25 protein-coding genes and 2 tRNA genes are annotated in these 19,332 nt (G+C 62.5%); 11 read left to right on the plus strand and 16 right to left on the minus strand.

The features are described from left to right. On the minus strand, positions 1 to 219 hold a 219-nt coding region (locus tag NKI66_RS25555; RefSeq protein ID WP_502900969.1), incomplete at its 3' end, for a helix-turn-helix domain-containing protein. Between the two features lie 232 nt (positions 220 to 451). Between NKI66_RS25555 and NKI66_RS25560 the strand changes: the two genes are divergently transcribed. From NKI66_RS25560 to NKI66_RS25570, 3 genes are read left to right on the plus strand one after another with little or no spacing between them, the layout of a single operon-like run. Beyond that, positions 452 to 730, plus strand: a complete 279-nt coding sequence (locus tag NKI66_RS25560) for a hypothetical protein (protein WP_245273258.1) — start codon at positions 452 to 454, stop codon at positions 728 to 730. 4 nt (positions 731 to 734) lie between these two features. After that, positions 735 to 1,016, plus strand: a complete 282-nt coding sequence (locus NKI66_RS25565) for a helix-turn-helix domain-containing protein (protein ID WP_031213538.1) — start codon at positions 735 to 737, stop codon at positions 1,014 to 1,016. A 39-nt stretch (positions 1,017 to 1,055) separates the two neighbouring features. Next, positions 1,056 to 1,337 (plus strand): hypothetical protein, encoded by a 282-nt coding sequence (locus NKI66_RS25570; protein ID WP_023812589.1) that lies wholly within the window; start codon positions 1,056 to 1,058, stop codon positions 1,335 to 1,337. Between the two features lie 75 nt (positions 1,338 to 1,412). Here NKI66_RS25570 and NKI66_RS25575 read toward each other — a convergent pair. Further along, a tRNA-Arg gene (locus tag NKI66_RS25575) sits at positions 1,413 to 1,489 on the minus strand. Between the two features lie 47 nt (positions 1,490 to 1,536). After that, the gene (locus NKI66_RS25580; RefSeq protein ID WP_023812590.1) at positions 1,537 to 1,842 is read right to left on the minus strand and encodes an ETC complex I subunit; all 306 of its coding nucleotides are present in this window, start codon (positions 1,840 to 1,842) and stop codon (positions 1,537 to 1,539) included. Between the two features lie 140 nt (positions 1,843 to 1,982). On the opposite strand from NKI66_RS25580, the gene NKI66_RS25585 reads away from it, so the two are divergent. Both NKI66_RS25585 and NKI66_RS25590 read left to right on the plus strand, forming a co-directional pair. Further along, positions 1,983 to 2,059 (plus strand) — tRNA-Pro (locus tag NKI66_RS25585). A gap of 102 nt (positions 2,060 to 2,161) precedes the next feature. Further along, entirely contained in the window at positions 2,162 to 2,443 is a 282-nt protein-coding gene (locus tag NKI66_RS25590; RefSeq protein ID WP_023812591.1) for a hypothetical protein, read from the plus strand. A gap of 15 nt (positions 2,444 to 2,458) precedes the next feature. On the opposite strand, the gene hdaA is transcribed toward NKI66_RS25590, so the two are convergent. Genes hdaA through NKI66_RS25605 form a run of 3 tightly spaced genes read right to left on the minus strand, consistent with a single transcriptional unit; the run spans position 2,459 to position 4,896 of the window. After that, positions 2,459 to 3,163, minus strand: a complete 705-nt coding sequence (gene hdaA, locus NKI66_RS25595) for a DnaA regulatory inactivator HdaA (protein WP_023812592.1) — start codon at positions 3,161 to 3,163, stop codon at positions 2,459 to 2,461. Between the two features lies 1 nt (position 3,164). Continuing rightward, positions 3,165 to 4,367 (minus strand): AI-2E family transporter, encoded by a 1,203-nt coding sequence (locus tag NKI66_RS25600; protein WP_023812593.1) that lies wholly within the window; start codon positions 4,365 to 4,367, stop codon positions 3,165 to 3,167. Then, positions 4,339 to 4,896, minus strand: a complete 558-nt coding sequence (locus NKI66_RS25605; RefSeq protein ID WP_023812594.1) for a CDP-alcohol phosphatidyltransferase family protein — start codon at positions 4,894 to 4,896, stop codon at positions 4,339 to 4,341. The genes NKI66_RS25600 and NKI66_RS25605 overlap by 29 nt, the downstream gene beginning before the upstream one ends. A gap of 238 nt (positions 4,897 to 5,134) precedes the next feature. Here NKI66_RS25605 and purM point away from each other — a divergent pair, with 238 nt between their 5' ends. The 3 genes from purM (at position 5,135) to NKI66_RS25620 (ending at position 7,626) form a co-directional block, all read left to right on the plus strand. After that, positions 5,135 to 6,214 (plus strand): phosphoribosylformylglycinamidine cyclo-ligase, encoded by a 1,080-nt coding sequence (purM, locus tag NKI66_RS25610; protein ID WP_023812595.1) that lies wholly within the window; start codon positions 5,135 to 5,137, stop codon positions 6,212 to 6,214. Further along, a complete protein-coding gene (gene purN, locus NKI66_RS25615; RefSeq protein ID WP_023812596.1) occupies positions 6,211 to 6,924 on the plus strand; it encodes a phosphoribosylglycinamide formyltransferase in 714 nt (237 codons plus the stop codon). The genes purM and purN overlap by 4 nt, the downstream gene beginning before the upstream one ends. A 195-nt stretch (positions 6,925 to 7,119) precedes the next feature. Further along, positions 7,120 to 7,626 (plus strand): SixA phosphatase family protein, encoded by a 507-nt coding sequence (locus NKI66_RS25620; protein WP_023812597.1) that lies wholly within the window; start codon positions 7,120 to 7,122, stop codon positions 7,624 to 7,626. A gap of 51 nt (positions 7,627 to 7,677) precedes the next feature. Here NKI66_RS25620 and NKI66_RS25625 read toward each other — a convergent pair whose 3' ends face one another. The 10 genes from NKI66_RS25625 to NKI66_RS25670 form a co-directional block, all read right to left on the minus strand. Beyond that, positions 7,678 to 7,911: a DUF680 domain-containing protein gene (locus tag NKI66_RS25625; RefSeq protein ID WP_023812598.1), complete on the minus strand. Its 234-nt coding sequence runs from the start codon at positions 7,909 to 7,911 to the stop codon at positions 7,678 to 7,680. A gap of 410 nt (positions 7,912 to 8,321) precedes the next feature. Then, positions 8,322 to 8,549: a DUF680 domain-containing protein gene (locus NKI66_RS25630; protein WP_023812599.1), complete on the minus strand. Its 228-nt coding sequence runs from the start codon at positions 8,547 to 8,549 to the stop codon at positions 8,322 to 8,324. A 47-nt stretch (positions 8,550 to 8,596) separates the two neighbouring features. Beyond that, positions 8,597 to 8,800, minus strand: coding sequence for a DUF680 domain-containing protein (locus NKI66_RS25635; protein ID WP_023812600.1), 204 nt, complete (start codon positions 8,798 to 8,800; stop codon positions 8,597 to 8,599). Positions 8,801 to 8,847: 47 nt separating this feature from the next. Then, positions 8,848 to 9,051 carry a DUF680 domain-containing protein gene (locus tag NKI66_RS25640; protein ID WP_352611869.1) on the minus strand — a complete coding sequence of 68 codons (204 nt, stop codon included), beginning with the start codon at positions 9,049 to 9,051 and terminating at the stop codon, positions 8,848 to 8,850. Between the two features lie 397 nt (positions 9,052 to 9,448). Beyond that, positions 9,449 to 10,228 (minus strand): 4-hydroxy-tetrahydrodipicolinate reductase, encoded by a 780-nt coding sequence (dapB, locus tag NKI66_RS25645; protein WP_352753421.1) that lies wholly within the window; start codon positions 10,226 to 10,228, stop codon positions 9,449 to 9,451. A 19-nt stretch (positions 10,229 to 10,247) separates the two neighbouring features. Then, positions 10,248 to 12,341 (minus strand): ATP-dependent helicase, encoded by a 2,094-nt coding sequence (locus NKI66_RS25650; protein WP_023812603.1) that lies wholly within the window; start codon positions 12,339 to 12,341, stop codon positions 10,248 to 10,250. An 88-nt stretch (positions 12,342 to 12,429) separates the two neighbouring features. Continuing rightward, complete coding sequence (locus tag NKI66_RS25655; RefSeq protein WP_023812604.1) at positions 12,430 to 12,603, minus strand: hypothetical protein; 174 nt, start codon at positions 12,601 to 12,603, stop codon at positions 12,430 to 12,432. Between the two features lie 487 nt (positions 12,604 to 13,090). Beyond that, positions 13,091 to 14,263 carry a M20 aminoacylase family protein gene (locus NKI66_RS25660; RefSeq protein ID WP_023812605.1) on the minus strand — a complete coding sequence of 391 codons (1,173 nt, stop codon included), beginning with the start codon at positions 14,261 to 14,263 and terminating at the stop codon, positions 13,091 to 13,093. Positions 14,264 to 14,274: 11 nt separating this feature from the next. After that, positions 14,275 to 15,501, minus strand: coding sequence for a Zn-dependent hydrolase (locus tag NKI66_RS25665; RefSeq protein ID WP_023812606.1), 1,227 nt, complete (start codon positions 15,499 to 15,501; stop codon positions 14,275 to 14,277). Further along, positions 15,498 to 16,706: a diaminopropionate ammonia-lyase gene (locus NKI66_RS25670; protein ID WP_023812607.1), complete on the minus strand. Its 1,209-nt coding sequence runs from the start codon at positions 16,704 to 16,706 to the stop codon at positions 15,498 to 15,500. Before NKI66_RS25670 ends, NKI66_RS25665 begins: the two co-directional genes overlap by 4 nt. Before the next feature lie 75 nt (positions 16,707 to 16,781). Between NKI66_RS25670 and NKI66_RS25675 the strand changes: the two genes are divergently transcribed. The 3 genes from NKI66_RS25675 to NKI66_RS25685 all read left to right on the plus strand — a co-directional run bounded on the left by NKI66_RS25675 (position 16,782) and on the right by NKI66_RS25685 (position 19,327). Continuing rightward, complete coding sequence (locus NKI66_RS25675; RefSeq protein ID WP_196815338.1) at positions 16,782 to 17,291, plus strand: Lrp/AsnC family transcriptional regulator; 510 nt, start codon at positions 16,782 to 16,784, stop codon at positions 17,289 to 17,291. 76 nt (positions 17,292 to 17,367) lie between these two features. Beyond that, positions 17,368 to 18,510 (plus strand): flavin-containing monooxygenase, encoded by a 1,143-nt coding sequence (locus NKI66_RS25680; RefSeq protein WP_023812609.1) that lies wholly within the window; start codon positions 17,368 to 17,370, stop codon positions 18,508 to 18,510. A gap of 313 nt (positions 18,511 to 18,823) precedes the next feature. Further along, positions 18,824 to 19,327, plus strand: coding sequence for a hypothetical protein (locus NKI66_RS25685; protein ID WP_128305355.1), 504 nt, complete (start codon positions 18,824 to 18,826; stop codon positions 19,325 to 19,327). Positions 19,328 to 19,332 lie beyond the last annotated feature (5 nt).

Below are 19,332 nucleotides of genomic sequence, written 5' to 3' on the forward strand. Positions count from 1 at the left end.
CTGTCGGCAGGACAGTCCATCCTCCCACATCCGGTGCAGAACCGACAGCTTGAACTCGCCGTCATAGTGGCTGAGCTTGCGAGCGAGGCCGGCAACCCCGTGCGCTTGATAGCTCGCAACCCATTTGCGTACCGTCGCAGCATCTACGCCGTCGGCTGCACCGGCGCTCGCATAGCTCTCTTCACCACTCAAATAACGATCAACAACAGTGCGCTTCAAACTCTCGCTGTTTGGACATGAAAACCCCCGAAGGTTGATGTCCAACTTTCGGGGGTCAGTTCACGACTGCCCGGCCACGCTAAATCCCCTCATCACCATGATAGAGCTGAACAGCTTGCGGTATTTACCGCTGTCGTGGCGTTCCTGGATGGAAAGAGGTGATTCCGTGACTTGCTATATAAGGCATAGCTAATCCTTGACGCCAGCCGGATGCCGCCCCAGAATCAGAAGCATGGCAATAAAGGTCGGCGACGAAGTGGCGGTCATGGCGACGGTGCTGAAGCGCGTCACGGAAGACCGCGTCAGCGTGTCGATCCCCGGTTACGATTTTTCGCATTCGGTCATTGGTCCAGCGACCAAGCTGACCGAGGGCCAGCCGATGGAATTATCCGGCGACGTTACGCAGATCGAGGGCGACAAGGTCACGGTGTCGTTCGGACAATGGTCACCGTGGGTCTGGACAAGGTGCACCTGGTGCAAAGCCACCTCCCGCCGAAGCGAAGGGATCTGAGGATGTGAACACGCGAAGCTCCACCGTCTCAGGGATCCAGCCCCTTACGTCCCAGCAGTGCAGAGCCGCACGAGCGATGCTGAAATGGTCGCAGGTGCGACTCGCCGCGAAGTGCGGCCTTAGCGAAGGAACGATCGGCAGTTTCGAGAGCGGACGAAGGATTCCGAGCTCGGCCAAGCTGGCTGCCATCCGTCGAGGGTTGGAGGCAGCGGGCGTGGTTTTCATCGATCAGAAGGTTGCAAGGACCAAGAGCGGTCCGCCTCGTCAAACTATCGGCGGAACATAATTTAGATATCGCTGTTAGATCCCAAACGGGAGGCGCGCGATGTTCAAAGGTGAAATCGGCATTGTTTCGGACTGGTCGAAATTGGTGGCGGACGATCCTCTGATCGCCGCCGATATTGCCCAGCGTCTTTCTCTACTCGCTTGCAATGACAACACTCCCGCTGCCGCCGACGGCCCGTCGCCCGGCACCGAAACATTTCGAAATCCCCACTTTGCCGGCCTCGCGACACCCGCCGAATATCCTCGCCCGATCGTGCTTCTAGCCACGATCTATGCGTCGACGGTCCTGGGGGTAACGCTGCTTCTGGCGGCGGCGGTTTGAGCGCACGAGGCCTGGTGACGCTCTCTGAAAGCCCATGTCCGCGACCTATGTGTCCGGAATGGACCCGAAAGGCTTTGGCGATCCCGACAGGATTCGAACCTGTGACCATCGGCTTAGAAGGCCGGTGCTCTATCCAGCTGAGCTACGGGACCGCTGGCCGGCCTTTGGACCGGCTGGATATTCTGGCGCTGGGCGCCGTTCAATGCGTCCAGGGCGTCCTGCGGTCATAGCGGAAATTCTCCGCATAGGAAATCTGGCGGCGCTTGGTCTCTTTCGGCTCTTCGACGCGGAAAGCGAGCCCTTGCTTTTCGGCGTAGGCCACCGCCTCTTCCCGCGTGTCGAAGCTAAGCCTGATCTGGCTTCTCATGTCTGCCGACGTCGTATAGCCCATCAGCGGATCGATCTTCTTGCGCGTCTCGGGATCGAATTCCAGCACCCAGTGGCCGGTCTTGGCCTTGCCGGACTGCATCGCGGTTTTGGCTGGGCTGAAAATGCGCGCGGACATGGCCACCTCGTTCTTGTGCAAGGCAGCATCGCCACCCTTCGCCCGTCATTACTGCGCAATGCGCACGGCGGCAAGGTTTTTGCTCTCGCGGGTTTTTGCACTTGCCATGCACCACCGAAATGAATAGGCAACAGACCGTTCGGAGTGTAGCGCAGCCTGGTAGCGCATCTGGTTTGGGACCAGAGGGTCGGGAGTTCGAATCTCTCCACTCCGACCATCCCCTCACAGCCCAATGCCCGGCGCAGCCATATGGTCACTTGCTCCGGCTCCGGTCGTGCATCCGGCAGCCGCGGGCCGGTTCGGCAAACAGGGGGTTCAGATGCTTGGAATCGATGCCTGGGTGTCGCTTTTCGGACCGGCCTACTTTGCCTATGCCGGCATCACCGTTCCGTTCATGGTGACGTGGGCAATTGCCTGCGCCGCGCTGGCGATGTGGAACAACCGTGAAAGCCGCAGACAGGCGAGGCAGGCCCCAGGCGCTGTCGTCTCCCGCTCCTGGCGTATCAGTATCGGAATGTTTGTGCTGGTCGCCGCCGGCTATATCGCCGCTCACTCTGCCGTCTACCTCGCGGTCCGTCATTTCGCCAGAATGTGGCTCTGAGACTGGCCTCTCAGGCTAAATCTCGAATTCGCCCTGCCCTTCGTCCATGGCGTTGACGGTTTCGGCTGCCAGCGCCCTGGTGATCGGCGTCTTGCGTTCGAGCGCGGTCCGGTCGAGCCGCTCAACCACGCGCATCGCTGTCGCCAGCGAGCGCTCGATACGGCGGACCAGATACTGCACGACATGCGGTTCGACCTCGATCTGACGGTCGGCGAAGAGTTTTGTGATGACGCCGGCGAGCAGGAGATCGTCGGGCTCATGAATTTCCACTGTCGCCGCTGCTTTCAGCCGTGAGGCGAGATCAGGCAGCGTGACGCCCCAGGCGGACGGAAAGCGGCGCGCCGTCAGGAGCAGCGTCGACCCGGCACCACGCACCGCATTGATCAGATGGAACAGGCCCTGTTCATCGACCGCGCCGGTATCGACATCGTCGATCAGCGCCGGCCGCGCGCCGAGATTGGCAATGCTGTCGCCGATGCGCCTGGCGTCGACCGCCACCGCATCGGCACGCGCGCGCCAGATCGAGGCCAGATGCGTCTTGCCCGAACCCGCGGGACCGGCCAGCACCACCACCGGCGATGGCCAGTCCGGCCAGCGGTCGACCAGCGCCACCGCCTGGTTGTTGGTGCCGGAGACGACGAGTTCGTCGCGCGAATAGCCGGTGCCATGGCCGAGATCGAGCGGCAACTGGCGTGGCGGGTCGGTTGGCTGGGCAGTCACTTCAGCGACGCGGTTGCGTGCGGTGGCCGCCGCCGCGATCGGCCGGAAGCTGCGGCACAGGTGCCGTGCCGCGACCCTTGTAGAGCGGCGATTCGAGATAGCGGGCAATGGCGAACCGCACCAGCACGGCGACGGCCGCAGAAGCCGGCACCGCGATCAACAAGCCGACGAAGCCGAACAGCGCACCGAAGGCAAAAAGCGAAAACATCAGCCATACCGGGTGCAGGCCGACGCTTTTGCCGACCAGCCGCGGCTGCAGGATGTTGCCCTCGATGAACTGACCGATGAAGAACACGACCGCGACGGCGACGATCATCGTCCAGTCCGGCCAGAACTGGACGAAGGCGACGCCGACGGCCAGCACCAGCCCGGTCAGCGAGCCGACATAAGGGATGAAGGAAATCAGCCCGGCGAACAGGCCGATGAGGATGCCGAAATTCAGTCCGGTCAGCGTCAGCCCGGTGGCATAAATGGCGCCCAGCACCAGGCACAGCGTGCCTTGGCCGCGCACGAAGCCGGCTGTGGCGGTGTTGATGTCACGCGCGATGGCGCGCACGGTCGCGACGTTGTCGCGCGGCACCCAACCGTCGATGACCGCCACCATGCGGTCCCAGTCGAGCAGCATGTAGAAGGCGACCACCGGCGTCACCACGAACAGGCTGACCACCGAGACCAGCGCCATGCCGGAACTCCACAGTGAGGTGAAGACGGTGGTGATCAGGCCGAAGCCCGAGGTCAGCAGCGAATTCAGCCCGTCGCGCAAGCTATTGGCGTTGACGCCGAACTTCTGTTCCAGCCATTTCGGATCGAACGAGGTGATCAGGCTTTGCAGCCGGGTCAGATATTCCGGCAATTTGCCGGCGAAATCGGCCATCTGCGTGGCCAGAACGGGGATGAGGATGACGAAGGCCAGCACCAGCACGATGAGGAAGGTGATGAGGATGACCACCGTCGCCATGAAACGGGACAGGCCGAGCCGCTGCAGCCGGTCGGCAACGGGATCGAGGAAATAGGCAAGCACCATGCCGGCGACGAAGGGCAGCAGGATCGCGCTGAAAACATAGAGGAAAAGCGCCAGCAGCGCGGCGCCGGCCAGCCAGAAGAAGATCTGGCGGCGAAAGGTCGCGGACGCGGCGGTGTCGGCGGCCGCGGCCTCGATCGCTGCCGCTTCTGTCTCAGATGTCCGGAGTGGAGCCTTCGCCATAGCCGCTCATGTGCCTCAGCCAAGTCACGAGATAGGCTGCGGCCGAAGCCACGGTCAAGACCCCGGACAGCAATATGAGAACTGACCTCAGCGGGTCGAGGTGAACGGCAAGGGCAAGTTCTCCCAGCACAAGCGCGGCCAGCACGATCTGGATCGCGGTGTTGGCCTTCGACACGAACAACGGTTTCATCTCGACCGGATGGGTCATGACGGCGGACAACACCACCGCGCAGACGATCAACGCGTCGCGCGACACCATGATGACGACAAGCCACAGCGGCAATTGCCCGATGAAGCTCATGACAACGAACACCGAAACCAGCAGCAGCTTGTCCGCCACCGGGTCGAGATAGGCGCCGAGGGTGGATTGCTGGTTGAAACGGCGGGCGATGAACCCGTCGACGCCGTCGGAAATACCGGCGACGAGGAACCCGGCAAAAGCCCAGTCCCAGCGCGCCTGCAGCATCGCCAGCACCACCGCCGGCACCAGGATAAGGCGCAGGATGGTGATCAGGTTGGGGATGGTCAAATGCTTGGCACCTCCTCTTGGTCGGAGATAGATGATGAAGATGGTGAGTGGCAACAAGGGAGAAGCTGCCGATCTCCCCGCATGGGAGAGCGGTTTTCAGCCCGGCTTTCGCCAATCACGAGCCCCTACGCGCGCCCTGTCCACGGTTTTGTAGGTCGAGATGGCCGTTATCCTTGCGGACAGAAACCGTTCATGCGAAGAGCCCGCGACAAGGAAAATTGTTGAACGGGCACCAGAAATGAGCAAGCGCGACGTGAACAAGCGCAAGAACGGGCTCACCTATGCCGCGGCCGGTGTCGATATCGATGCCGGCAATCTCATGGTCGAGAAGATCAAGCCGCTGGTGCGCGCGACGCGCCGGCCGGGCGCCGATGGTGAGATCGGCGGTTTCGGAGGCCTGTTCGACCTCAAGGCCGCGGGCTTTACCGACCCGGTGCTGGTGGCGGCCAATGACGGCGTCGGCACCAAGCTCAAGATCGCCATCGATGCCGGCAAGCACGACACAATCGGCATCGACCTCGTCGCCATGTGCGTCAACGACATCGTCGTGCAAGGTGCCGAACCGCTGTTCTTCCTCGACTATTTCGCCACCGGCAAGCTCGATCCCGACCAGGGTGCCGCGATCGTCGGCGGCATTGCCGAGGGCTGCCGCCAGGCCGGCTGCGCGCTGATCGGCGGCGAGACGGCCGAGATGCCCGGCATGTATCACGGCAATGATTACGACCTGGCCGGCTTTGCGGTGGGCGCCGCCGAACGCGGCCAATTGCTGCCCACCGACGATATTGTCGAAGGCGACGTGCTGCTGGGCCTGGCTTCCTCTGGCTTGCACTCGAACGGATATTCGCTGGTGCGCCGCATCGTCGCCGTCAGCGGTCTGTCGTGGAGCGATCCGGCGCCGTTCAACGACGAGGCCACGCTGGCCGAGGCGCTGCTCGAGCCGACCCGCATCTACGTCAAGTCGATTCTCAAGGCGATCCGCAACACGCATGGTATCAAGGCGCTCGCCCACATCACCGGCGGCGGCTTCCCGGAAAACATCCCGCGCGTGCTGCCCAAGGATTTTTCGGCCGAACTCGACCTCGAAGCGATCGACGTTCCTGCCGTGTTTTCGTGGCTGGCCAAGACCGGCGGCGTGGCGCCGGAAGAGATGATGCGCACTTTCAATTGCGGCATCGGCATGATTCTGGCCGTCGCATCCGGCCAGGCAGCACAGGTCGCCGCCGTGCTGCAGGAGGCCGGCGAGACGGTGACGCCGATCGGCCGCATCGTGCCGCGCCGCGACGCCGGGGTCATCTATCGGGGCTCGATCGGCCTATGAGCGCGCAGAGGAAACGCACCGTTGTCCTGATCTCGGGACGCGGCTCCAACATGACCGCGCTGATTGCCGCGGCCAGCGACCCGGCGTTCCCGGCCGAGATCGTCGGTGTCATTTCCGACAAGGCGGATGCCGCCGGGCTCGGCATCGCCAGGGCGCGCGGCATCGCCACGCAGGTCGTCTCGCGTGCCGACCATGGCAGCAAGCAGGCGCATGACGCGGCAATAGACGCGGCGCTCGCGGCCTTCAACGCCGAGATCGTGGCGCTGGCCGGCTATATGCGCATCCTCACCCCCGGCTTCGTCCAGAGATGGCAGGGCCGCATGATCAACATCCACCCTGCCCTGCTGCCGGCGTTCAAGGGGCTCGACACCCATGTGCGCGCACTGGCCGCCGGCATCCGCATCCATGGCTGCACCGTGCACTTCGTCACCTCCGAGATGGACGACGGTCCGATCATCGCACAGGCGGCCGTACCGGTGATGGTCGGCGACACCGCCGATACATTGGCAGCCCGCGTGCTGAAGACCGAACACCGGCTCTATCCGCTGGCGCTGGGACTGGTTGCCGAAGGCAAGGCGCGCATGGAGGCCGGCCGCACCGTGCTTGCCCACTTTGCCGACGATGCCGACAACGGCACCTCGGTGGTGATGGCCCCGGATCCGCTGCGCGAGGAAGCCGACCTCGAGCATCTGGCGCGCATCACGCCTTGAACCTAGATCGGGAATGACAACGGCACTTAGCCTGGAACCGCCAAATCAGACTCGGTGCCAGGCCGAAACGGACCGGCTGCGCAGAGCTTGGCTGGAAGGATTGGAAAGCGGCCCGTTAGATCCCTTCGACATTGAAGCGATCAAACAAAAGGCCCGCACTCGTCTGACCAGTCTCCCTGGTCCTGACCGACATCGATGAGACAACTACTCCTCCTCCGTCACGCCAAATCGAGCTGGGACGACCCTGATCTCGATGATTTCGACCGGCCTTTGGCCGAACGCGGGGTTAAGGCGGCGTGCTTGATGGGACGCGAGCTTGCGGCGCGCGGCTGGCTGCCGGACCTGGCGCTGGTGTCGCCGGCACTGCGCACCCGCGACACCTGGCGGCTTGTGGCGGCGGAGCTGCCCGTGCCACCCCGGATCGCATTCAAGGCGCTGTACGATGCTTCAGCGGCGGACATTCTGAGCCAGATTGGTCAAACCGACGCTTCAAGCGGCAGCTTGCTGGTAATTGGCCACAATCCGGGCCTGGAACATTTGGCCAGACAGCTTGCCGGGCCGGGGTCAGACGCCAAGGCGCTCAAGAGACTTGAGGAGAAATTCCCGACGGCAGCCCTGGCCCGGGTGGTCTTCGAAGGCGATTGGTCCGTCGTGTCCCCCGCCCGGTTGACACATTGCCTGCGGCCGAAGGACCTTGGCTAGCGTCCATGGCAGGTGCGGCAGGCCAAGCCCACCGCACGCCCGCTTGAGCCGTCAGTTTCCCCAGTTGCCCTGGCCGGATTCCGGCTGGACCGAATCGGGCCTCAGCGTGAGGTCGCGGTGCTTGACCAGCCTGTGGGTCGAAGCCGTGTAACTGTGGTCGACATTGACCGCGCGCGAGGTGACGGCCGGCTGATTGACATTGTCCGAACCATAGTTGTCGCTGCCGGCATAAGCGGTGCCAGTGGCAACGAGGATGGCGGCGGCGGTAAGAGCGATCCTGGTCATTTTATTTACTCCGGTATTCCTGTTCCTGTCCGTCTAGTGGCGTGCCCTTGGGAGGAATTTCGCGTCGCTCGGACAGCCTCGATCTGGGTTTTTCGTGCGCCGACTTCCAATCACGAAGACGTTCCCTCACGCGCGAAATCCGGACCTCGAACGTGGGCCAAGGTGTTGAGCTCACCCTGTTTTATCAATTGATCTCAAACGCTTATAAGGGGGATACCTGACGCACGGTGCGGCGGTTCGTCGAGCCAGCGCTCGCCATCCGTTCACGATTCGTCAACATAAATTGAACCAGTTGGTTCGATTACGATCGGCGCCCGACACTGGCGCCGTCGGCCGAAATCCTGCTCATGCATAAAAACAAGAGCGGCGGGCAAAGCCCACCGCTCTTTGTGGTCGCAGACTTCAGAAAATCAACGACCCCAGATGCCTTGGCCCGACTGAGCCGGCACGTTGGCATTGGCATCACCCTGCGTCTTCACGGACTTCGGGATCGAGCCGGTGTGCGTGGTGTCGATGTTGGACACGGACTGGTTCGCAACCGGCTGGTTGGCATTGTAAGAGCCATAATTGTCGCTGCCGGCAAAAGCGGTGCCCGTGGCAACGAGGATGGCGGCGGCGGTGAGTGCGATCTTGGTCATTTTAATTACTCCTGAGTTCAAGGTTAGGTTGATATCGGCAGTCGCGATTAGCGGCCGAAGAGATTGCGGTCAGCGCCCTGCGACGCTGGGGCCTGGATGGTCTGCGTCGACTTCGAGACCGAAGCGGTGACTGAATGGTCGACAGCGACGGCAGGCTGATTGGCGTTGGCCGAGCCATAGTTGTCGCTGCCGGCAAAAGCAGTGCCCGTGGCGACGAGGATGGCGGCGGCGGTAAGAGCGATCTTGGTCATTTTATTTACTCCTGAATTCAAGATTGGGTTGATATCGGCAGTCGCGATTAGCGGCCGAAGAGATTGCGGTCAGCGCCCTGCGAAGCGGGGGCCTGGACGGTCTGTGTCACCTTCGAGGTCGAAGCGGTGACCGAATGGTCGACAGTGACGGCAGGCTGATTGGCGTTGGCCGAGCCATAGTTGTCGCTGCCGGCAAAAGCAGTGCCCGTGGCAACGAGGATGGCGGCGGCGGTAAGAGCGATCTTGGTCATTTTATTTACTCCAGTATTTCTTTGTTCTGTCCGTCTAGTGGCGTGCCCTTGGGAGGAATTTCGCGTCACTCGGACCACCCCGAGATGGGCTTGCCCTGCCGCGGATTCCAATCACGAAGATGTTCCCCCGCGGCTCGAATTCGGACCTTGAAATTTGGCACAGGGCCTCGGCGGTCATAACTTTACTGTTCGAAATCAAATCGTTAGTGAGATTCTTCTCCCACCATACGAGGCCGACAACCAAGCCAGCGTTCACCATCTGCTATACAGTCCGTCAACAGAAATCGAACCGAACGGTTCGGTTTGAATAGACCTGACCCCTCCAGCATTCTTTTTTACGGTGCGGAGGCGGACGAGATATGGGTGCGTACGTCCAACCGGGACGACAAACCGGCCGCTACAGGCCGGTCATGCCCAGCACGTCGCGCATGTCATATTCGCCGGGCGGACGTCCAGCCACCCAGAGTGCGGCGGCGATCGCGCCGCGGGCGAACATGATGCGGTCGCCGGCTGCATGCGACAAGGTCAAGGTCTCGCCCTCGGCGCAGAAGCTGACGCTGTGTTCGCCGACGATGCTGCCGCCACGCAGCACCGCAAAGCCGATCTCGCCGGTCGGCCGCGAGCCGATGACGCCATCGCGTACACGCCTTGCGACCGTGTCCAGATCGATGCCGCGTCCGCCGGCTGCGGCATGCCCCAGCATCAACGCCGTTCCCGATGGCGCATCGACCTTGTGGCGATGATGCGCCTCGACAATCTCCACGTCCCAGTCATCGGGATCGAGTGCCCGCGCGGCCTGCTCGACCAGTCCGATCAACATGTTGAGCCCGAGCGAAAAGCTGCCGGAGCGCACGATGGCAATTGTTTTCGCGGCGTCGGCGATCGCAGCCGATTCATCAGCATCGAAGCCCGTTGAGCCGATGACCAGGGCCGGCCCGCCGCGTTCGGCGCAAATGCTGGCCAGATCAGCCGAGGCAGCCGGCGTGGTAAAGTCGATGACCACGTCGGCCACGGCAAGCGCCTCGTCGCGGCTCACCAGCCCTTCGCCGATACTGCCCGGCCGGTGGAAGCGGGCGGCGAGCGCCAGCCGCGCGTCGCCCTGCACGGCGGCCGCCATCTCGCGGCCCATGCGGCCCAGCGCACCCGCGATGGCGACCCTGACCGGTGGTTTCGACATGGCGCTATCCCGCGGCTATTTATTTCCACATGCCGCGCATGCGCGCGCCGATATCGACGCGCACCTCCGGCCGGGCCGCCCTGCCCTGTGCCACCTGTGCGCTCGGCCATGACACCTGCTGGAACGCCGCCAGGATCGAAGCCGGGATGAAGCGGGTGCGCGACGCATAGAGATGGCGGTCGCCGCGCGCCGCCTGGCCGTGCGGAAAGAAGCGTTGCGGCATGACCAGGTTGAGATTGTCCTTGGCCCGCGTCATCGCCACGTAGAGCAGCCGGCGCTCCTCCTCGATGTCTTCCTTGGTGCCGACGCCGAGATCGGCCGGGATACAGCCGTCGACCGTGTTGAGCACGAAGACGTTCTTCCATTCCTGGCCCTTGGCCGAATGGATGGTCGACAGGATCAGATAGTCCTCGTCGCGATGCGGCGGCCCGGCCTGGTCACTGGTGGCATCGGGCGGATCGAGCGTCAATTCTGTCAGGAAGCGTTCGCGCGAAGCATAGCCCGAACCGATCTGCTCAAGTTGCAAGAGATCGGCGCGCCGCGTCGTCGCATCTTCGTGGATGCGCTCCAGATGCGGCTCATACCACAGCCTGATCTGTTCGAGGTCGGCCGGCCATTTGGCGCCGGCGCGCAGGCCGGAATAGAGCGAGACGAAGCCCGGCCAGTCATCCGCCGCGCGTTGCGGCGGACGCCAGCCGGCCAGCCCCATGGCTTCGTCCAGCGCCGTCGTCATGGTCTCGACGATCTGCGCGGCAGCCGAAGGGCCGATGCCTGGCATCAGCTGCAGCACGCGGAAGCCGGCGACGCGGTCGCGCGGGTTCTCGGCGAAGCGCAGCACCGCCAGCACGTCCTTGACATGGGCTGCATCGAGGAATTTCAGCCCGCCGAACTTGACGAAGGGAATGTTGCGCCGCGTCAGCTCGATCTCCAGCGGGCCGCTGTGGTGCGAGGCGCGAAACAGCACCGCCTGAGATTTCAGTGCCGTGCCGGCCTCGCGCTCGGCCAGAATGGTGTCGCAGACGAAATTGGCCTGCTCGACCTCGTCGCGCACGCTCACCAGTTTTGGCCTGTCGGTCGACTTGCGCTCCGACCACAGGTTTTTGGTGAAGCGCTCCGAGGCTTCGCCGATCACCGCATTGGCGGCCGCCAGGATGGTTTCGGTCGAGCGGTAATTGCGTTCCAGCATCACCACATCGGCGGCTTGCGCGAACTGGTTGGGGAAGTCGAGGATGTTGCGCACCTCGGCGGCACGGAACGAATAGATCGACTGTGCATCGTCGCCCACCACCGTCAGCCCGGCGCCGTCGGGTTTCAGTGCCATCAGGATCGAAGCCTGCAAGCGGTTGGTGTCCTGGTATTCGTCGACCAGCACATGGTCGAAACGCCCGCCCAGATGCGCCGCTATCTCGGGCTCCGCCGCCATCTGCGCCCAGTAGAGCAGCAAATCGTCGTAATCGAGCACGTTCTGTGCCTGCTTGGCCTCGACATAACCGGCGAACAATTCTTTCAGTTGCTCCGCCCAGCCGGCGCACCAGGGAAAGGCAGAACCCAAGACCTCGTTGAGCGGCGCCTGTGCGTTGACGGCGCGCGAATAGATGGCAAGGCAGGTTCCCTTGGTGGGGAAGCGCGCTTCCGTCTTCGAGAAGCCGAGTTCGTGGCGGACCAGGTTCATCAGGTCGGCGGAATCCTCGCGATCATGGATGGTGAAGGCAGGGTCGAGGCCGATCTCCAGCGCATAGTCGCGAAGCAGCCGCGCGCCGATGCCGTGAAAGGTTCCCGCCCAGGTCAGCGCATCGGTGATGACAGCTGCATCGCGGCCGAGCACTTCGCCGGCGATACGCTCGACGCGCCTGGCCATTTCGGACGCGGCGCGGCGCGAGAAAGTCATCAGCAGGATGCGGCGCGGGTCGGCCCCCTTGACGACCAAATGGGCGACGCGGTGAGCCAGCGTGTTGGTCTTGCCCGAACCCGCGCCGGCAATGACCAGCAGCGGACCGGCTATTTGGCCGTCGCCGTGCTCGACTGCCTGGCGCTGGGCATCGTTGAGCCGGGCGAGATAGGCAGGCTGGACGGTCGGGTCCCGAAAGGTCGAATCAGCAGTGGCGAGGTTCATCGCCCATCAAGCATCGTTTCTGCTTTGTTCGCAACGTCGATGCGAGGCTGGCCTCGTGCTCGACAGGCCGAAGCGTGACGTCCGTGTCTTAGCGTTGCGGATCGACACCCATGTCGGCCGACTGCCGCCGCAAGGTCTCGCGATCATATTGCGATGGCGGCAACAGCAGCGGGTCGACCGTATCGGGCACGTTTTCGACCATCTTCCTGGCGATACGATAGGTGACATAGGCGAAGGCGCCGACGACGAGCAGACGGAACATGGTGCAACACTCCTTTGGAGCAGAACCAACCGGGGAAACCGCCTTTGGTTCCCTTGCCAATCGTCCACGCGCGCAGTCGAAGATGGAGGACGGCTATGGGTTTCGCCAGCGCTTTCCCGATGCATTCTCGGAGCACCGGAGGCGGAACTTGGCGTTTGCGGGGCTCGTGCACTGCCGCATGCCGCTGTGGCGTCCCGGACAGGCTTTTGGGGAAGAAGGCCGGCGCCGCTTGGGAGGAGGAATGAAGCGCCGGCCAAGCGGATAATGAGGTCCGCCGCACAGGTGAGGCTAGCTGAGTCTTTCCCCTGCGTCATTGGGGGATTATCTTTGTTAAAAACGTACCTATGCGCACGGCCCTATCGGTCGCCGGTCCGTCACAAGCTTGTCTTGACCATCATCCCCGCAATCTCAATAAACTCCGGAGCTGGTTGGCAATAGCGGTGGTGTTTGGGCTAGCGGCGAGCGCGGCCTGGGGATCAAAACTCGATCATCTTCCCGCCTCGCCACTCAGCCTTTGCCTGACCACGGCGACATGGAAATTCGTGCCGAACAACAGCCCCTCATCGTTGAAGTCGTAGCTGGAATTGTGCAACGGCGCGGAAGCCTCGCCATTGCCGAGGAAGACGAAGCAACCCGGCACATGGTCGAGGAAGCGGGCGAAATCCTCGGAGGCGGTCATCGGCTCGCGGGCGACGGCGATGTTGCCGGGTTCGAAGACGTGCCTTGCGGCGGCAAATGCCGCATCGACCAGTTCGGCATCGTTGCGCAGCGGCACGAACTCCCTGCTGTACTTGACCTCGGCGGTGACATTGTAGGCGACGGCGATGCCCTCGGCGATGATGCGCATTTGCCGCTCGATCTCGGCGCTGACCTCGGGCCGGAAGCTGCGCGCATCGCCGAGGATGCGGGCAAGGCCGGGCAGAGCGTTGCGGGTGCCGTCGGTGATCAGCTCGGTCACCGAAACCACCGATATGTCGGCCGGGCTCAGCCGGCGCGAGACGATGGTCTGCAGATTGGTGACCAGCGCGCAGGCGGCGACCAGCGTCTCGTTGCCCGCATGCGGTCGCGCGGCATGACCGCCGAGCCCTTTAAGCACGATCTCGAAGATATCCTCGGCCGACATTATGGGGCCGGCACGGGTCTCGAAATGCCCGATCGGCAGGCCGGGCATGTTGTGCAGGCCGAAGATCTCGTCGAAGGGAAAGCGCTGCATCAGCCCATCGTCGAGCATGGCGAGCGCGCCCCTGCCCCATTCCTCGGCTGGCTGGAAGACGAAGCGCACGGTGCCGTCGAAACCGCCCTCACCTGCCAGCAGCTTTGCCGCGCCGAGCAGCATGGTTGTGTGGCCGTCATGGCCGCAGGCATGCATGATGCCAGGGTTGCAGGAACGGTAGGATGCGTCCGACCGCTCTGATATGCGCAGCGCATCCATGTCGGCCCTGAGCGCAATCGCCCGGTTGCCGCTGCCGCGCTTCAACGTGCCGACGACGCCGGTGCCGCCGACGCCTTCGCTGACGTCGTCGAGGCCGAACTCACGCAGTTTGGCGGCGACGAAGGCTGCGGTACGCTTCTCCTCGAAACCGAATTCGGGATGCGCATGCAGATCGCGCCGCCAGAAAATCATCTCGCGCCTCAGCGCGTCGCGATCGAGTTCAGACATTTTTCGCCCTGTTACTTCACAAGTTGCGCGGCCACATCAAGCAGGATGTTGGCACCGGCAACAAGCTCGGCATCTTCGGTGTGCTCGCGCGGACTGTGGCTGATGCCGCCGGTGCTCGGCACGAAGATCATCGCTGCCGGTGCGATGCGCGCCAGCATCTGTGCATCGTGGCCGGCGCCGGACGTCATGCGCCGGACGCCGAGGCCACGGTTCTTCGCGGCGGCCTCGATCAGCTCGACGATGCGAAGGTCGAAGATCACCGGTTCGAAGCGGGCCAGTTGCTCGACCGAGATCGTCACGTTCCCATCGGTGGCAAGCTGCTCGAGATAGGCGGCAAGCGCCGCCTCCTCCGCCTGCAGGCGCTGTTCGTCGGGATCGCGCAGATCGATGGTGAAGACGGCGCGCGAGGGAATGACGTTGATGGCATTCGGTTCGAAGCGGATCGTACCCACGGTCGCCACCGTCGGCGCGTTCGAGGCTTTGGTCCGGTCGAGCAGGAAGGTGATGGTCCGGGCGGCGGCATGGCCGGCATCGTTGCGCATCGACATCGGCGTGGTGCCGGCATGATTGGCGACGCCGTCTATGGTGATACGCTGCCAGGAGATGCCTTGCAGATTCTCCACCGCGCCGATCGGCACGCTTTCACGCTCCAGCACCGGCCCCTGTTCGATATGCAGTTCGAGATAAGCATGCGGTTTGAGGAACCCAGGTTCCCGGTCGCCGGCATAGCCGATGCGGGCGAGCTCCTGGCCCAGCACGCTGCCGTCGGTGCCGACAGCCGCCAGCACCGTTTCGGCATCGATGCCGCCGGCATGGACCAGCGAGCCCATCATGTCGGGAGTGTAGCGCACGCCCTCTTCATTGGTGAAAGCGGCGACCGCGACCGGACGCGACGGCGAAAAGCCTGATCCCTTGAGCGTCTCGATCACCTCCAGCCCGGCAAGCACGCCATAACAGCCGTCATAGATGCCCGCATCGATGACAGTGTCGATGTGCGAGCCGATGAGCAGCGGCGCCTGCTCCCTGTTGTCCGGGCTTTGCCAGATGCCGAAAATATTGCCGACCCGGTCGATGGCGACATCGAGCCCCACCTGCCGCAGCCAGCCGACGAAGAGATCGCGGCCCTGCTTGTCGGTGTCGGAGGCGGCCAGCCGGATCAGCCTGCCCTCGCCGTCGCGACCGACGGCACCGAGTTCGCGGATACGGCCAAGCAGGCGCTGTGCATCGATCGCGGTCATGCCGTTGCCTCGGCTTTCATCTTGCCTTCCAGCACATCGGCCGGGCTCATGCCAACCAGCTCGGCATAGCGATGCGGGTCGGTGGCACCTTCGGTGTTGATCACCAGCACCCGCGATTTGCCGTCCAGTCCAAGCTCGGTCGGGTTGTCGGCCATCGCCCGGATCAGCCCGGCAAGACCAACACCGCCGCTTTCGCCGGCGACGATCGCCGGATCGCCGGCGGCCGGCCGTGCCAGCCGCCGCATCACCGCGACGGCGTCGGCCTCATCCACCGTCATGAAGGCATCGGCGGCGCGCGCCAACACCCGCCAGGCGACGGGCGACGCCTCGTAGCATTCAAGCATGGCCATCACCGTCGGCTGGCCGTGCGCGACTTTGACCGGGTGCCCAATCTGGGCGGCTGCAAAAACACAGCCGGCACGCGCCGGCTCGACCACGATGAAGGTCGGCCTGGCGTCACCGAGCACGATGGCCAGATGGCCGGCCAGCGCGGCGGCAATGCCACCGACACCGGCCTGCACGAAGACGTGGGTTGGCGTCCGAGAGAGCTGGCGCAAGGCTTCGCGCACGATCGCCGTATAGCCCTGCATGACCAGGCCAGGAATCCGTTCATAACCGGGCCACGAGGTGTCGGACACAACGGTCCAGCCCTTCTCGGCCGAAACCTGGGCAGCTTGCCTGACCGAATCATCATAGTTGCCGTCAACGCGGATCATCTCGGCGCCATAACGGGCGATCGCGGCGATGCGCTCCTCGCTGACGCCGGCGTGGACGAAGATCGCCGCCCGCGCACCGAGGAGTTGCGCGCCTTGCGCGACGGAGCGGCCATGGTTGCCGTCGGTCGCACAGGCAAATGTCATCGCCGCGGCGACGGCCCGCACATCAGAGCGATCGAGATCGGCCACGTCGACAGGGCGACCAAGCCGGCTGCCTGCCTCCTCCAGCACCAGCCGGAAGACGGCATAGGCGCCGCCAAGCGCCTTGAAGCTGCCGAGGCCGAGGCGAAAGCCCTCATCCTTGATGTGGACGGCGCCAAGTCCGAATTCGGCGGCGAGCGCCGGCAGCGCATGCAGCGGCGTCATCAGGTGATTGTCGCGATGGCTGAGAAAACGCTCGACCGTGTCGGCGCCGGCCACGCCAAGAGTTTCGGCATCGGTTGGATCGAGTGGCAGGCGATGCAAAGCATTGCGGTTGAGCAGGAACACTGGCAGGCCTCCTTGGCATTCAGCGAGAATATATTGCAGGATCGGCGCAAGGAGCGCTGTAATATGGCCTCCCGAATGCAAATTTGTTTCGTCAGGAATATCTCATTGCCTGCAATCCCGCCCTCGCTCGACAGTTTCGATCTCGCCATCCTTGCCATCCTGCAGCGCGACAACACGACGCCGCAGCGGCTGATCGGCGAAGCTGTGAACCTGTCGGCGCCGGCGGTGCAGCGCCGCATCAAGCGCATGGAACAGACCGGCGTCATCGCCGGCAATGTCGCGGTGATCGAGCCGGCGGCGGTCGGCCAGCCGATCACCATCTTCGTCGAGGTGGAACTCGAGAGCGAACGCGCCGAACTGATCGACGCGGCTAAGCGGCAATTCTCGGCGACCCCTGAAATCCAGCAATGCTACTATGTCACCGGCGAGGCCGATTTCATCCTGGTCATCACCGTGGCCGACATGGGCGCTTATGAAGCGCTGACGCGAAAACTGTTCTTCGACAGCAACAATGTCCGCAAGTTCCGCACGTTTGTTGCGATGGACAGGGTCAAGGTCGGGTTGACGGTGCCCTTGCCCGGCTGAGCGTTGCAGGCATGGCAGGCTCCGGCTGCCATGCTTTTGCCATTCTCCGGAAGCGAATTTGTCGGGGGAGGCGCGCTTGGACGACACCACACCAGTTGCGATTATCGGTGCCGGGCCGGCGGGCCTGGCCATTGCCGCGTGCCTGCGGCAGGCAGGGCAGGATTTCGTCCTGCTCGAAAAAGAGGAGCAGGCCGCACCCGCGTGGCGACGCCACTATGAGCGCGTCCATTTGCACACGACCAAACGCTATTCGTCGCTGCCCTTCGTGCCCTTTCCCAGGGAGTATCCGCGCTATGTGCCGCGCGATCTGTTCGCTTCATATCTCGATGCCTACGCGCAACGCTTCGATCTGCGGCCCAGATTTGGAGAAACGGTGCGGGCGATCAGCCGGCGAGGCAGAAGCTGGCTCGTGGACACGACAACCGGCCCCCTGCACGCTTCAAACGTGGTGATCGCGTCGGGCAACAACGCGGAGCCGCTGATGCCCGGATTTGCCGGCGCCGATGCCTTCAGGGGCAAAAGGCTGCATAGCGCCGACTATCTCAACGCCATGCCTTTTGCCGGCCAGTCGGTTCTGATCGTCGGCATGGGCAACACCGGCGCCGAGATTGCGCTCGATCTGGTGGAAGGCGGTGCGCGACCGACGATTTCGGTGCGCGGCGGCGTCCATATCGTGCCGCGCGAGCTGCTCGGCGTGCCCATCCAGATGATCGGCATGGCGGCTCGCCTGATGCCGCAACGCATCAACGATGCCTTGTTCCCTATCATTCTCGATCTGGCGTTGGGCAGGCTGGGGAAATATGGGCTGAAGCGGCCGCGGCAAGGAATGCTGCAGCAGATCGCGCTCTCGTCGCGCATCCCGACGATCGATATCGGTACGGTCGGCAAGATCCGCGAAGGCGCGATCAAGGTCACACCCGATATTGCCGAGATCACCGAACAAGGCACCCGTTTTGTCGATGGCAAGCATGGCGCGTTCGATGCGATCATCTTCGCCACCGGTTTCCGGCCGGGCTATGCCAGATTGCTGGAGCCCGGCGTCCAGCCAGGCGGTAGCGGCGTCAATGCGAGGGCTTCGGACCTCGGTCTTTATCTGATTGGGTTTCACAATCCGGTCACCGGATTGCTGCGCGAAATCTCGATCGAGGCAGAGCAGATCGCCGACGACATCAGCCTCCGACGAGACCGAAACAAGGCGGCTGAAATCCTGCCGGTTTGATCTGCGGTCTGCCTATCCCAGCGCAGTCGTCAGCATCATGCTGGCAATCTCCTTCGTCAGCTTGGCGGCGACAAGCGCCATCGTGTTTTAGAGATCCTGGTTTGGGGCGGGGGCGGCCCTAGCTGGAGCCGGATTTACGGTCGAATGGGAAAAACGCCAGCCACGGCCGGAAGAGCCAGAATATTGGGTGATGGTGGTGAGATGACGCAAAGCCCGCTAAAGGGTGTTGCAAAGCTCTGGTACCAAATCGTAGCTTTAAATTGGGAGTTTATGCGAAACCTCTTATTTGGTAAAAGAGAGCAAGCGGCGCTTCATGAAATCTCCCAGATATAGCAATTTCCTAAGAATTTTAGTCCTCCCTAGAATGGTTGGGGATTTTAAATATGAGACATTAGAAAAAGATCTATTCTTTAAAATTTCTGATTCGAATGAAAAACACGGCAACCTGGTAAGCAGTGTGCTTTTAGACAAAGTTAACAAGAAATTCTGGATTGAAGCTGGAGTATACAGAAACATAACAACATTTAAGGCACAGTTTATTGAAGGCAAAAATGGTAATTTTATACGTGGCTCATTTACTAATAGTGGGACATTGATATCATACCCTATTTTAATTTTAGCCTTTTTTGGATGGGTATATTTCTTAGTAACCAATGAAAATGGGGCCGATATGTTTTTCTACCTCATATTTTTTGCGGTTTTCCACCTAATAATTTCGATTTCATTCAACAACCAAATAAAAAATATTCTAATATTTCTTGAAAATGAACTTCACGTGCATCCATCCCAAAGCGAAATTATTTCGAATCCCTCCTAACTTCC

The organism is Mesorhizobium sp. M0518, from assembly GCF_040321125.1.
GTDB lineage: Bacteria > Pseudomonadota > Alphaproteobacteria > Rhizobiales > Rhizobiaceae > Mesorhizobium.

Coding starts and splice junctions, on each gene's coding strand:
- NKI66_RS25620 (WP_023812597.1), top strand. CDS start 7,120: ATGAGACAACTACTCCTCCTCCGTCACGCCAAATCGAGCTGGGACGAC.
- NKI66_RS25635 (WP_023812600.1), bottom strand. CDS start 8,800: ATGACCAAGATCGCTCTTACCGCCGCCGCCATCCTCGTCGCCACGGGC.
- dapB (WP_352753421.1), bottom strand. CDS start 10,228: ATGTCGAAACCACCGGTCAGGGTCGCCATCGCGGGTGCGCTGGGCCGC.
- NKI66_RS25675 (WP_196815338.1), top strand. CDS start 16,782: ATGCAAATTTGTTTCGTCAGGAATATCTCATTGCCTGCAATCCCGCCC.
- NKI66_RS25665 (WP_023812606.1), bottom strand. CDS start 15,501: ATGACCGCGATCGATGCACAGCGCCTGCTTGGCCGTATCCGCGAACTC.
- NKI66_RS25650 (WP_023812603.1), bottom strand. CDS start 12,341: ATGAACCTCGCCACTGCTGATTCGACCTTTCGGGACCCGACCGTCCAG.
- NKI66_RS25630 (WP_023812599.1), bottom strand. CDS start 8,549: ATGACCAAGATCGCACTCACCGCCGCCGCCATCCTCGTTGCCACGGGC.
- purN (WP_023812596.1), top strand. CDS start 6,211: ATGAGCGCGCAGAGGAAACGCACCGTTGTCCTGATCTCGGGACGCGGC.
- NKI66_RS25580 (WP_023812590.1), bottom strand. CDS start 1,842: ATGTCCGCGCGCATTTTCAGCCCAGCCAAAACCGCGATGCAGTCCGGC.
- NKI66_RS25640 (WP_352611869.1), bottom strand. CDS start 9,051: ATGACCAAGATCGCTCTTACCGCCGCCGCCATCCTCGTTGCCACGGGC.
- NKI66_RS25560 (WP_245273258.1), top strand. CDS start 452: ATGGCAATAAAGGTCGGCGACGAAGTGGCGGTCATGGCGACGGTGCTG.
- NKI66_RS25600 (WP_023812593.1), bottom strand. CDS start 4,367: ATGGCGAAGGCTCCACTCCGGACATCTGAGACAGAAGCGGCAGCGATC.
- NKI66_RS25570 (WP_023812589.1), top strand. CDS start 1,056: ATGTTCAAAGGTGAAATCGGCATTGTTTCGGACTGGTCGAAATTGGTG.
- NKI66_RS25685 (WP_128305355.1), top strand. CDS start 18,824: ATGAAATCTCCCAGATATAGCAATTTCCTAAGAATTTTAGTCCTCCCT.
- NKI66_RS25660 (WP_023812605.1), bottom strand. CDS start 14,263: ATGTCTGAACTCGATCGCGACGCGCTGAGGCGCGAGATGATTTTCTGG.
- NKI66_RS25625 (WP_023812598.1), bottom strand. CDS start 7,911: ATGACCAGGATCGCTCTTACCGCCGCCGCCATCCTCGTTGCCACTGGC.
- NKI66_RS25590 (WP_023812591.1), top strand. CDS start 2,162: ATGCTTGGAATCGATGCCTGGGTGTCGCTTTTCGGACCGGCCTACTTT.
- purM (WP_023812595.1), top strand. CDS start 5,135: ATGAGCAAGCGCGACGTGAACAAGCGCAAGAACGGGCTCACCTATGCC.
- NKI66_RS25655 (WP_023812604.1), bottom strand. CDS start 12,603: ATGTTCCGTCTGCTCGTCGTCGGCGCCTTCGCCTATGTCACCTATCGT.